This is a genomic window from Rhodoferax lacus, assembly GCF_003415675.1.
Lineage (GTDB): Bacteria > Pseudomonadota > Gammaproteobacteria > Burkholderiales > Burkholderiaceae_C > Allorhodoferax > Allorhodoferax lacus.
Window position 1 is genome coordinate 132,243 of sequence record NZ_QFZK01000002.1, and the last position, 11,970, is coordinate 144,212.

Sequence of the window (11,970 nt, forward strand, 5' to 3'; positions counted from 1 at the left end):
GGATTCAACATGGGAAAGATCACAGGCTTCATGGAGTTTGAGCGCATCGAAGAGGGCTACAAGCCCGTTGCCGAGCGCCTCAAGAATTACAAGGAATTTGTCATCGGTCTGGATGATGCGCAGGCCAACAAGCAGGCCGCGCGTTGCATGGACTGCGGCACGCCGTTTTGCAACAACGGCTGCCCGGTCAACAACATCATTCCGGACTTCAACGACCTGGTGTTCCGGGGCGACTGGAAGAACGCCATCGACGTTCTGCACAGCACCAACAACTTCCCTGAGTTCACCGGCCGCATCTGCCCCGCACCCTGCGAGGCCGCCTGCACCCTGAACGTCAACGAAGAAGCCGTGGGCATCAAGTCCATCGAGCACGCCATCATCGACCGTGCCTGGCACGAAGGTTGGGTGGTGCCCCAGTTGCCCAAGGTGAAGACCGGCAAGAAGATTGCCGTGGTCGGCTCCGGCCCAGCCGGCCTGGCCGCTTCCCAACAGCTGGCACGCGCAGGCCATGATGTGACGCTCTTCGAGAAGAACGACCGCGTGGGCGGCCTGCTGCGCTACGGCATCCCCGACTTCAAGATGGAAAAAACGCACATCGACCGCCGGGCTGAGCAGCTCCAGGCCGAAGGCGTGACCATCCGCACCGGCGTGCTGATTGGCGACATGCCCAAGGGCAGCAAGGTCACGAACTGGGCCAAGGAAACCATTTCCGCCGAACAACTGCAAAAGGACTTTGACGCGGTGCTGCTCACCGGCGGCTCCGAGCAATCGCGCGATCTGCCCGTGCCCGGCCGCGAACTGGACGGCATTCACTTCGCCATGGAGTTCCTGCCGCAACAGAACAAGGTCAACGCCGGCGACAAGCTCAAGGGCCAGTTGCGCGCCGACGGCAAGCACGTCATCGTGATTGGTGGCGGCGACACCGGCTCCGACTGCGTGGGCACCAGCAACCGCCACGGCGCGGTCAGCGTCACCCAGTTTGAAGTGATGCCCCAGCCACCGGTGGAAGAAAACCGCCCCATGACCTGGCCCTATTGGCCGCTGAAACTGCGCACCAGCTCCAGCCATGACGAAGGCTGCGAGCGCGTGTTTGCCATCTCCACCAAGGAATTCGTGGGTGAAAAGGGCAAGGTCACCGGCCTCAAGACGGTTCAGGTCGAGTGGAAGGACGGCAAGATGGTCGAAGTGGCAGGCTCCGAGAAGCTGCTCAAGGCCGATCTGGTGCTGCTGGCCATGGGCTTTGTCAATCCGGTGGCCACCGTGCTGGAAGCCTTTGGCGTGGACAAGGACGCCCGTGGCAATGCCAAAGCCAGCACCGAGAACAGCCAGGCCTACTACACCAATGTGCCCAAGGTGTTTGCCGCTGGCGACATGCGCCGCGGCCAAAGCCTGGTGGTGTGGGCCATCCGCGAAGGCCGTCAGGCCGCGCGCTCGGTGGATGAGTTCCTGATGGGAGCCAGCTCGCTGCCACGCTGACCTCGGGCCCGGCGCTGGGCTAAGCGTTTTCCCTTATGATGCAAAAGCCAGCTTCGTACTGGCTTTTGTTTTTTTATGGCACCACCTTCCTCCACTTCTCTCGTCGAATTTCAGAACGTCCGCTTCGGTTACGGCGAGCGCCTGATTCTGGATGACGTGTCCTTCACCATCCCGCGTGGCAAGGTCACGGCGCTCATGGGCGCCTCGGGCGGTGGCAAGACCACCGTCATGCGCCTGATTGGTGGCCAATACAAGGCGCAGCAGGGGAAAGTGCTGCTGCATGGACTCAAAGACTCGGGCGAGGTGCTGGATGTGGGCCAGATGGACCGCAACGCGCTGTACCTGGCGCGCCGGCGCATGGGCATGCTGTTCCAGTTTGGCGCGCTGTTTACCGACATCAATGTGTTTGACAACGTGGCCTTCCCCTTGCGCGAGCACACCAACCTCAACGAAGACCTGATCCGCGACGTGGTGCTGATGAAGCTCAACGCAGTGGGCCTGCGCGGCGCACGCGACCTGATGCCGGCCGAAGTATCGGGCGGCATGGCCCGGCGCGTCGCCCTGGCCCGTGCCATTGCCCTGGACCCCGAGCTGGTCATGTATGACGAGCCCTTTGCCGGCCTGGACCCGATTTCCCTGGGCACCGCCGCACGGCTGATACGCCAGCTCAACGACGCCATGGGCCTGACCAGCATTGTGGTGTCGCACGATCTGGAAGAGACCTTCCACATCGCGGACCAGATCATCATCCTGGCCAACGGCAAGATTGCCGCCCAGGGCACACCGGATGAAGTGCGCAACAGCGACAACCCGCTGGTGCACCAGTTTGTCAACGCCCTGCCCGAAGGACCCGTGCAATTCCACTACCCCGCAGCCAGCGTGGATGCAGATTTCTCCAATGGAGCGCAGTCATGAGCTGGTATCGCCCCTCCGAGCTGGGTTTTTCCGTGCGCCGGCAATTGGCCGACATGGGTTTTGCCGCACGCCTGTTCCTGCGTCTGCTGGCCTCCATTGGCGCCACCCTCAAGCGCCCGGCGCTGCTGCGCGACCAGATCCATTTCATGGGCAATTACTCGCTGGCCATCATTGCGGTGTCCGGTGTTTTCGTGGGCTTTGTGCTGGGCCTGCAGGGCTACTACACACTGCAGCGCTATGGCTCTTCCGATGCGCTGGGCCTGCTGGTGGCACTCAGTCTGGTGCGTGAACTCGGGCCGGTGATCACCGCCTTGCTGTTTGCCGGACGGGCCGGCACCTCGCTGACGGCAGAGATTGGATTGATGAAAGCAGGGGAACAACTCAGCGCCATGGAAATGATGGCGGTGGACCCGGTGCAGCGCATTCTGGCGCCGCGTTTCTGGGGCGCGGTGATTGCCATGCCGCTCCTGGCTGCCGTGTTCAGCGCTGTGGGTATTCTGGGTGGCTGGGCCGTGGGCGTGGCCATGATCGGCATTGATTCGGGATCGTTCTGGAGCCAGATGCAGGGCGGGGTGGATGTGTGGGCGGACGTGGGCAATGGCGTCATCAAGAGCGTTGTCTTTGGTTTTGCCGTCAGCTTTATCGCCCTGCTGCAAGGTTACGAGGCGCAGCCCACGCCCGAGGGTGTGGCGCATGCCACCACCCGCACGGTGGTGATGGCGTCGCTCACGGTGCTGGGTCTGGACTTTGTCCTGACCGCAATGATGTTCAGTATTTAGGAGGAGAAAAAATATGCAACGCTCCAACACGGATGTATGGGTAGGCTTGTTTGTGCTGCTGGGTGGCGCTGCGCTGCTGTTTCTGGCACTGCAGTCGGCCAATCTGCTGACACTCAACTTTGACAAGGGATACCAGGTGTCGGCCAAGTTCGACAATATTGGTGGCCTCAAGCCCAAGGCCGCGGTGAAAAGCAGCGGAGTGGTGGTGGGTCGGGTCGAATCCATTACCTTCGACGACAAGACTTTCCAGGCCAAGGTCACGCTGTCCATGGAAAAGCGCTATGCCTTCCCCAAGGACAGCTCACTCAAGATTCTCACCAGTGGCCTGCTGGGTGAACAGTACATTGGTATTGAGGCCGGTGCAGACACAGCCAACTTGGCAGCAGGCGACGCCATCAGCACGACGCAGTCGGCCGTGGTGCTGGAAAACCTGATAAGCCAGTTCCTCTACAGCAAGGCCGCCGACGGCCCCAGCGCAGACAAGGCCAAGCCATGAGCTTGTCGAACAGCCGCCCGAACCTTTGGCGTGCATGTCTGCTGCTGCTGGCAGTTTTGGCAGTGCAAGGCTGTGCCACGGTGCCCCAGCCCAATGCCCGGGATCCGCTGGAGTCATTCAACCGCACGGTGTTTGGTTTTAACGAGGCGGTGGACAAAGCCGTCATCAAGCCCATTGCGACCGGCTACCTGGCTGTCACACCCAACTGGTTGCGCAAGGGTGTGGGTAATTTCTTCAACAACCTGGAAGACATGTGGTCGGTAGTCAACAACGGCCTGCAGGGTCGCGGCAACGACTTCAGCGACAGCGTGGGCCGCGTCATGGTCAACACGACCATTGGCCTGTTGGGCGTTGTGGATGTGGCCAGTGATCTCAATATCGAGCGCCACACGGCCGACTTCGGTTTGACCCTGGGCCGCTGGGGTGTACCGCCTGGGCCCTATGTGGTGTTGCCGATTTTGGGGCCACGCACCTTGCGTGAAGTGGCGGCGCTACCGGTTGACAGCGCAGGCATGCCGGTCTATCAGATCGGTGATCAGGACACGCGCACGTGGTTGCCCCTGGTGAATGTTGTGGATATTCGTGCCAGGTATCTGAATGCCGGGAATGTGCTGGAGGGTGCGGCCCTGGACAGCTATACCTTCCGGCGTGACGCCTATTTCCAGCGGCAACGCAATCTGCAGTACGACGGCAACCCGCCGGATGAAGACGCGGAGCCTTGATACAAGCTTTACAGGCAGGCAACGCAGGCAAATGGGGTGCGGTACATAATGACAACCATGTTCTTCAGCAAAAAAGTGGCTATGAAAAGAGACTTTCTCCGTAAACTGGTTCTTGGTTTTTCTCTGGTCGCAGGTTTGGGCTTGTCCATGCATGCGCGTTCAGAAGACGAGGCGCCTGATGCGCTGATCAAGCGCCTGTCGGTGGACGTGCTGGACACCATCAAGGCCGACAAGTCCATACGCGCTGGTGACATGGGCAAGGTCGTAGCCCTGGTGGACGCGCGCATTCTGCCCAACCTGAACTTCCAGCGCATGACGGCCTCAGCTGTGGGCCCCGCCTGGCGCCAGGCCACACCGGACCAGCAAAAGAAGTTGCAGGACGAGTTCAAAATTCTCCTGGTCAGAACCTATGCCGGCGCCTTGGCCCAAGTGACAGACCAGACGGTTTCCATGAAGCCGATGCGCGCTGGCGCCGATGACAAAGAAGTCATTGTGCGCACCGAGGTCAAGGGCAGCGGAGACCCCATCCAGCTGGATTACCGCCTGGAAAAGACACCAGGGCAGGGCGCTGGCTGGAAGATATACAACATCAACGTGCTGGGTGTCTGGCTGGTGGAGAACTACAAAAGCCAGTTCGCTGCAGAAATCAATGCCAAAGGCCTTGACGGCCTGATCACCACGCTGGTAGAACGCAACAAAGCGAACGCCAAAAAGTCCTCCTGAACCCCGAGACCGCCATGTTGATCCTTCCCGCCATCCTCACCCAGCTACAGGCCAGCGATTGCCTGGAGAAGCTCACGCAGGATATGCAGCGCGAGGCCGAGAAGCAGGTCGTGGTGGATGCAGCGCCGCTCAACAGCTTCGACTCTTCAGCCTTGGCGGTGTTGCTGGCCGTACGCCGCGAATGCGCCCGTGCCGGCAAGCTGTTTGCGGTCAAAGGGTTGCCGGATCGTCTGCGTGATCTGGCCGCACTCTACGGCATTGAAGGTCTGCTCACTGCGGCCTGAGGCTGGCGCCCACGCTTGCTACTGCGTGTGCGCGCTGCCCCCCAAGGGGCCAAGCCCAGTTTGGGGCGGCCCGGCACTGGGCTTATTCCCTTTACGGGGCTGCCCTGCGGGGCCCGGTTAAAATAGCGGTCTCCCATGGCCGCAATCTCCTTCCAATCCGTCTCCAAAGCCTACCCTTCGCCCAAGTCTTCCAAAAGCAGCGAACGGCCCGGCACCTTTCTGGCCCTTGACGCGGTCAGCCTCGATATCCAGGAGGGCGAATTCTTCGGCCTGCTGGGCCCCAACGGAGCCGGTAAAACCACCATGATCAGCGTGCTGGCCGGGCTTACACGTGCCACCAGCGGACGCGTCAGCGTGCTGGGCCATGATGTGCAGGCCGACTTTGCCGCCGCCCGCCGCGCCCTCGGTGTGGTGCCCCAGGAACTGGTGTTCGATCCCTTCTTCAACGTGCGCGAACTGCTGCGTATCCAGTCCGGCTACTTCGGCGTGAAGAACAACGGCGCCTGGATTGACGAACTGCTGGAAAGCCTGGGCCTGGCCGACAAGGCCAACGCCAATATGCGCCAACTCTCCGGCGGCATGAAGCGCCGCGTGTTGGTGGCGCAGGCCCTGGTGCACAAGCCTCCCGTCATCGTGCTCGACGAGCCCACCGCCGGTGTGGATGTGGAATTGCGCCAGACGCTGTGGCAGTTCATCGCCAAGCTCAACCGCGAAGGCCACACCGTCTTGCTCACCACCCATTACCTGGAAGAGGCCGAGGCCCTGTGCGGCCGCATCGCCATGCTCAAAACCGGACGCATTGTGGCGCTGGACAAAACCAGCGACCTGCTCAAAGCAGCCTCCAGCAATGTGCTGCGTTTCAAGCTCGATGCCGAAATGCCCAAGGCCCTGGCGGACAAGGCCCGCATCACCGGGCGCATCGTGCAGTTCCCTGCCAATGACGCGCTGGAAATTGAACGCTATCTGGCCGCCGTGCGCGAAGCCGGGCTGGTGGCGCAGGACATCGAAATCCGCAAGGCCGACTTGGAAGACGTGTTCCTGGACGTGATGACGCAGAACAAGGATTCTGTGCACGGTGTGGGAGCTGTGGCATGAACGGTTGGCAGACCCTTTTGTACAAGGAATCCTTGCGGTTCTGGAAAGTCGCGTTCCAGACCATCGCCGGGCCCGTGCTCACAGCCATGCTCTACCTGCTGATCTTCGGACACGCGCTGGAAGACCACGTCAAGGTCTACGACAAGATTGGCTACACCGCCTTTCTGGTGCCCGGCCTGGCCATGATGAGCCTGCTGCAAAACGCCTTTGCCAACAGCTCGTCCTCGCTCATCATGAGCAAGGTCATGGGCAACCTGGTGTTTCTGCTGCTTACACCACTGTCTTACGTCCACTGGTTTGTGGCCTACGTGGGTGCCTCGGTGCTGCGTGGCCTGATTGTGGGCTTGGGCGTGTTTGCAGTCTCGCTGCTATTCACCTACACGGGCTTTGAAGCCCCGGTTTGGATCTTCGTGTTTGCCGTGATGGGTGCGGCCCTCATGGGCACCCTGGGTCTGATTGCCGGCCTGTGGGCCGAAAAATTTGACCAGCTGGCTGCCTTCCAGAATTTTGTGGTCATGCCCATGACCTTCCTGAGCGGCGTGTTCTATTCCATCCACTCTTTGCCACCCTTTTGGCAGGCGGTGAGCCATTTCAATCCGTTTTTCTACATGATTGACGGCTTTCGCTTCGGCTTCTTTGGCGTCAGCGACGTGTCGCCCTGGCTGAGCTTTGCTGTGGTGGGTTCCACCTTGCTGGTGGTCAGCCTGATTGCCTTGCAACTGCTGCGCAGCGGTTACAAAATCCGCAGCTAACTATTTTTCACGCCAACCTCACCCGGGCCCGCCCGCACACCCCATGACAGCAGAAGAACTCCAATCCCTGATCGCCACCGGACTGCCCTGCGAGCAATGCACCCTCGAAGGTGACGGGCGCCACTGGTACGCCACGATCGTCTCCGCTGCCTTTGAAGGCAAGCGCCTGATCCAGCGCCACCAGCAGGTCTATGCCACGCTGGGCGGCCGTATGCAAACCGACGAGGTGCACGCCCTCTCCATGAAAACCTACACACCGGCCGAATGGGCCGCCAAAGCCTGATGGACAAATTACTCATTCGCGGCGGCCGCCCGCTTAACGGCGAGGTGCTGATTTCCGGCGCCAAGAACGCCGCCCTGCCCGAGCTGTGCGCAGCCCTGCTGACTGCCGACACGCTGACCCTGCGCAACGTGCCGCGTCTGCAGGACGTCTCCACCATGCTCAAGCTGATCCGCAACATGGGCGTGACAGCCGATGTGCAGGCCGACGGCTCGGTGGTGCTCAATGCCGCGGACCTCACCAACCCGGAAGCCCCCTACGAGCTGGTCAAGACCATGCGCGCCTCGGTGCTGGCACTGGGCCCCTTGCTGGCGCGCTTTGGCCACGCCAAGGTGTCACTGCCCGGCGGCTGCGCCATTGGTTCACGCCCGGTGGACCAGCACCTCAAGGGCCTGACCGCCATGGGTGCGGACATTGCAGTGGAGCACGGCTACATGGTGGCAAAGCTGGCCAATGGCCGCACCCGCCTCAAGGGCGCGCGCATCGCCACCGACATGGTCACCGTTACTGGCACCGAGAATTTCCTCATGGCTGCGGCCCTGGCCGAAGGCGAGACCCTGCTGGAAAACGCCGCGCAAGAGCCCGAGATTCCTGATCTGGCCGAGCTGCTCATCAGCATGGGCGCCAAGATTGAAGGCCACGGCACCAGCCGCATCCGCATCCAGGGTGTGGAGTCGCTGCATGGTGGCGCCCACCAGGTGGTGGCCGACCGCATCGAGACCGGCACCTTTTTGTGCGCTGTGGCGGCCACTGGTGGCGATGTGTTCCTGAAGCACGGCCGCGCCGAGCATCTGGACGCCGTCATCGACAAGCTGCGTGACGCCGGTGCCACCATCACCGCGCTGGAAGACGGCATCCGCGTGCAGTCCCAAGGGCGGCTGAAGGCCCAGAGCTTTCGCACCACCGAGTACCCCGGCTTCCCCACCGACATGCAGGCCCAGTTCATGGCGCTCAACTGCATCGCGCACGGCACCAGCAAAGTTACAGAGACGATCTTTGAGAACCGCTTCATGCACGTCAACGAGATGGTGCGCCTGGGCGCGCACATCCAGATCGACGGCAAAGTGGCAGTGATCGAAGGCGTGGAAAAATTGTCAGGCGCCACCGTCATGGCCACCGACCTGCGGGCCTCGGCCAGCCTGGTGATTGCCGGCCTGGTGGCCGAAGGCGAAACCCTGGTCGACCGCATTTACCACCTGGACCGTGGCTACGACCAGATGGAAGCCAAGCTGCGCGCCATCGGTGCGGATATTGAAAGAACCAAGTGATCACCTTAGCCCTGTCCAAAGGCCGCATCTTTGAAGAAACCGTGCCCCTGCTCAAGGCCGCAGGCATCGAGGTGCTGGACGACCCCGAAAAATCGCGCAAGCTGATCCTCGACACCAACCAGCCTGGCGTGCGCGTGCTGGTGGTGCGCGCCACCGACGTGCCCACCTATGTGCAGTACGGTGGCGCCGACATGGGCATCACCGGCAAAGACACCTTGCTCGAGCACGGCAGCCAGGGCCTGTACCAGCCGCTGGACTTGCAGATTGCCAAGTGCCGCATCAGCGTGGCCGTGCGTGCCGACTTTGATTACGCCTCCGCCGTCAAGCAGGGCTCGCGCCTCAAGGTGGCCACCAAGTACGTGGCCATTGCACGCGAGTTTTTTGCCTCCAAGGGCGTGCACGTGGACCTGATCAAGCTCTATGGCAGCATGGAGCTGGCTCCCCTGGTGGGCCTGGCCGATGCCATCGTCGACCTGGTCTCCACGGGTAACACCCTCAAGGCCAACCACCTGGTGGAAGTCGAGCGCATCATGGACATCAGCTCGCGTCTGGTGGTCAACCAGGCCGCGCTCAAGCTCAAACAGGAACCGATTCGCGCCATCATCGACGCCTTTGCCGGCGCTGTAGGAAAGCCATGACTTTGCAAGCCAAGCCCGTTCGCCTGTCCACCGCTGATCCGCAATTCGAAGCCAAGTTCAAGGCGCTGCAGCACTGGTCTGCCGACACCGACGCCGCCATCGAGCAGCGCGTGGCCGACATCCTGGGCGATGTGCAGCAGCGTGGCGACGCTGCCGTGCTGGAATACACCGCGCGCTTTGACGGCTTGCATGCCCAGAGCGTGGCCGCATTGGAACTCTCGCAGGCCGACTTCAAGGCCGCCTTTGAAAGCATTCCCGAGGCCCAGCGCAAAGCCTTGCAGGACGCCGAGCGCCGTGTGCGCAGCTATCACGAAGCCCAGAAAAAGGCCTGCGGTGAGAGCTGGAGCTACCGCGATGAAAACGGCAGCCTGCTGGGGCAAAAGGTCACACCGCTGGACCGCGTGGGCATTTATGTGCCGGGCGGCAAAGCCTCTTACCCATCCAGTCTGATCATGAACGCCGTGCCCGCCCACGTGGCGGGTGTGGCCGAGATCATCATGGTGGTGCCCACCCCCGTGCGTGGCAGCGTGGCCACCGGTGGCAGCGGCAACACTGAGGGCAGCGCCGGTGCCACTAAAGGTGAGCGCAACGAACTGGTGCTGGCCGCCGCCTATGTGGCCGGTGTCACCCGCGCCTTCACCATCGGTGGCGCGCAGGCCGTGGCCGCTCTGGCCTATGGCACGGCCACCATTCCCGCCGTGGACAAGATTACCGGCCCCGGCAATGCCTATGTGGCTGCCGCCAAGCGCCGCGTGTTTGGCACCGTGGGTATCGACATGATTGCCGGGCCCAGCGAAATCCTGGTTCTTGCCGACGGCAGCACGCCCCCCGACTGGGTGGCCATGGACCTTTTTTCACAGGCCGAGCACGACGAATTGGCGCAAAGCATTCTGCTGTGCCCCGATGCTGCCTACCTGGACGCGGTACAGGCCGCCATTGACCGCCTGCTGCCCGAGATGCCACGTGCCGCCATCATTGCCAAAAGCCTCAATGACCGCGGTGCCCTGATCCTCACGCGCAACATGGAAGAGGCCTGCGCCATTTCCAACCGCATCGCCCCCGAGCACCTGGAAGTCTCCAGCAGCGAGCCGCACCGCTGGGAGCCATTGCTCAAGCATGCAGGTGCCATCTTCCTGGGCGCGTTCACCAGCGAATCGCTGGGCGACTACTGTGCCGGCCCCAACCACGTGCTGCCCACCAGCGGCACGGCGCGTTTCAGCAGCCCGCTGGGCGTGTACGACTTCCAGAAGCGCAGCAGCCTGATAGAGGTGAGCCAGGCCGGCGCCCAGGTGCTGGGCCCGATTGCCGCCGAGCTGGCTTTTGGTGAGGGGCTGCAGGCCCACGCGCGCGCTGCCGAGATGCGCCTGAAATAGGACTTGCTGCCCTGATGCGACCGCCAGCCATGCAAACATCACTTCGGACCAGCCCTGGGCCCACCCCTTGGTCCACTGTGTGCCGCCTGGGGTCTGTGTGCGCCTTGCTCGTGCTGACAATGCAAAGCGCAGGCGCCATGTCCATCCGCGAACTGCGTTTGCTGGAAAAGTCGGACACCAAGCAGGGTGCCAATTACAAGCGCTACTACCTCGTAGGCGTGATGGAAGGCGCGCTGGAGGCCCATGACAGCGGCGTGCGCGCCGGCGCCAAAGCCTCCATTTGCCTGAATGGCCGACGCCTGCTGCCCAGCATGGCCGAGGGCCTGTACCAGACCGAGCTGCAGCGCAACCAGGACCTGTACGAGGCCGACATGCCGGTGACACTGGTGATGCGCAATGCCCTGGGTTCGGTCTACACCTGTTGAAGCGTTTCTACAATGCACCCATTGCTTAACCACTTTTTGCGCATTACCGTAGCCACCGCTGCGGAGAATGCACCGCTGCTTGCGGCACCACAGGAAATCCTATGACCAGCTACCCCCTGACCGAAGTCCCCGCCACGCCCGCTGCGCGCACCGCCGAAGTTTCCCGCAACACGGCCGAGACGCGCATCCAGGTCAAGGTGAATCTGGATGGCACCGGCAAAAGCCGCCTGTCCACAGGCATCGGTTTTTTTGACCACATGCTCGACCAGATCGCCCGCCATGGCCTGATTGACCTGGATATCCAGGCCGAGGGCGACCTGCACATTGACGGCCACCATACCGTGGAAGACGTGGGCATCACCCTGGGCCAGGCCGTGCACCAGGCAGTGGGCGACAAAAAGGGCATTCGCCGCTACGGTCACGCCTATGTGCCGCTGGACGAAGCCCTGTCGCGCGTGGTGATTGATTTTTCCGGACGTCCCGGCCTGGTGATGGATGTACCCTTCAAGAGCGGCTCCATCGGCAGCTTTGACACCCAACTCACCCACGAATTTTTCCAAGGCTTTGTGAACCACGCTTTTGTCACCCTGCACATCGACAACCTGAAGGGCGAAAACTCGCACCACCAGGCCGAAACCGTGTTCAAGGCCTTTGCCCGCGCATTGCGCTTTGCGCTGGAAATTGACCCGCGCTCGGTGGGCACCATTCCTTCCACCAAGGGTTCGCTCTAGCATGAAAGCATCG

At 62.0% G+C, this 11,970-nt stretch carries 15 protein-coding genes; all 15 read left to right on the plus strand.

Annotated elements, in window-relative coordinates; all coding sequences use genetic code 11:
* Positions 1-9 precede the first annotated feature (9 nt).
* The 15 genes from DIC66_RS04175 to hisB all read left to right on the plus strand — a co-directional run bounded on the left by DIC66_RS04175 (position 10) and on the right by hisB (position 11,957).
* Complete coding sequence (locus DIC66_RS04175) at positions 10-1,476, plus strand: glutamate synthase subunit beta (protein ID WP_117174388.1); 1,467 nt, start codon at positions 10-12, stop codon at positions 1,474-1,476.
* A gap of 75 nt (positions 1,477-1,551) precedes the next feature.
* On the plus strand, positions 1,552-2,391 hold the full coding sequence (locus DIC66_RS04180; protein WP_117174390.1) for an ABC transporter ATP-binding protein: 840 nt from the start codon (positions 1,552-1,554) through the stop codon (positions 2,389-2,391).
* Complete coding sequence (gene mlaE / locus DIC66_RS04185; protein ID WP_117174392.1) at positions 2,388-3,170, plus strand: lipid asymmetry maintenance ABC transporter permease subunit MlaE; 783 nt, start codon at positions 2,388-2,390, stop codon at positions 3,168-3,170. The genes DIC66_RS04180 and mlaE overlap by 4 nt, the downstream gene beginning before the upstream one ends.
* A gap of 13 nt (positions 3,171-3,183) precedes the next feature.
* Positions 3,184-3,666, plus strand: a complete 483-nt coding sequence (gene mlaD, locus DIC66_RS04190) for an outer membrane lipid asymmetry maintenance protein MlaD (RefSeq protein ID WP_117174394.1) — start codon at positions 3,184-3,186, stop codon at positions 3,664-3,666.
* The gene (locus DIC66_RS04195) at positions 3,663-4,388 is read left to right on the plus strand and encodes an MlaA family lipoprotein (protein WP_117174396.1); all 726 of its coding nucleotides are present in this window, start codon (positions 3,663-3,665) and stop codon (positions 4,386-4,388) included. Before mlaD ends, DIC66_RS04195 begins: the two co-directional genes overlap by 4 nt.
* A 147-nt stretch (positions 4,389-4,535) precedes the next feature.
* Positions 4,536-5,111: an MlaC/ttg2D family ABC transporter substrate-binding protein gene (locus DIC66_RS04200; RefSeq protein ID WP_338052475.1), complete on the plus strand. Its 576-nt coding sequence runs from the start codon at positions 4,536-4,538 to the stop codon at positions 5,109-5,111.
* A 14-nt stretch (positions 5,112-5,125) separates the two neighbouring features.
* On the plus strand, positions 5,126-5,395 hold the full coding sequence (locus tag DIC66_RS04205; protein WP_117174400.1) for an STAS domain-containing protein: 270 nt from the start codon (positions 5,126-5,128) through the stop codon (positions 5,393-5,395).
* 135 nt (positions 5,396-5,530) lie between these two features.
* A complete protein-coding gene (locus DIC66_RS04210) occupies positions 5,531-6,490 on the plus strand; it encodes an ABC transporter ATP-binding protein (RefSeq protein ID WP_117174402.1) in 960 nt (319 codons plus the stop codon).
* Positions 6,487-7,242: an ABC transporter permease gene (locus tag DIC66_RS04215; protein ID WP_117174404.1), complete on the plus strand. Its 756-nt coding sequence runs from the start codon at positions 6,487-6,489 to the stop codon at positions 7,240-7,242. The genes DIC66_RS04210 and DIC66_RS04215 overlap by 4 nt, the downstream gene beginning before the upstream one ends.
* 43 nt (positions 7,243-7,285) lie before the next feature.
* Positions 7,286-7,525 (plus strand): BolA family protein, encoded by a 240-nt coding sequence (locus tag DIC66_RS04220; protein ID WP_117174406.1) that lies wholly within the window; start codon positions 7,286-7,288, stop codon positions 7,523-7,525.
* A complete protein-coding gene (gene murA, locus DIC66_RS04225) occupies positions 7,525-8,790 on the plus strand; it encodes a UDP-N-acetylglucosamine 1-carboxyvinyltransferase (RefSeq protein ID WP_117175078.1) in 1,266 nt (421 codons plus the stop codon). Before DIC66_RS04220 ends, murA begins: the two co-directional genes overlap by 1 nt.
* On the plus strand, positions 8,787-9,428 hold the full coding sequence (gene hisG, locus DIC66_RS04230) for an ATP phosphoribosyltransferase (protein ID WP_117174408.1): 642 nt from the start codon (positions 8,787-8,789) through the stop codon (positions 9,426-9,428). Before murA ends, hisG begins: the two co-directional genes overlap by 4 nt.
* Positions 9,425-10,801 (plus strand): histidinol dehydrogenase, encoded by a 1,377-nt coding sequence (hisD, locus tag DIC66_RS04235; protein ID WP_117174410.1) that lies wholly within the window; start codon positions 9,425-9,427, stop codon positions 10,799-10,801. Before hisG ends, hisD begins: the two co-directional genes overlap by 4 nt.
* 119 nt (positions 10,802-10,920) lie before the next feature.
* Positions 10,921-11,226 (plus strand): hypothetical protein, encoded by a 306-nt coding sequence (locus tag DIC66_RS04240; protein WP_117174412.1) that lies wholly within the window; start codon positions 10,921-10,923, stop codon positions 11,224-11,226.
* 101 nt (positions 11,227-11,327) lie between these two features.
* Positions 11,328-11,957, plus strand: coding sequence for an imidazoleglycerol-phosphate dehydratase HisB (gene hisB, locus DIC66_RS04245; protein WP_117174414.1), 630 nt, complete (start codon positions 11,328-11,330; stop codon positions 11,955-11,957).
* Positions 11,958-11,970: the final 13 nt, after the last annotated feature.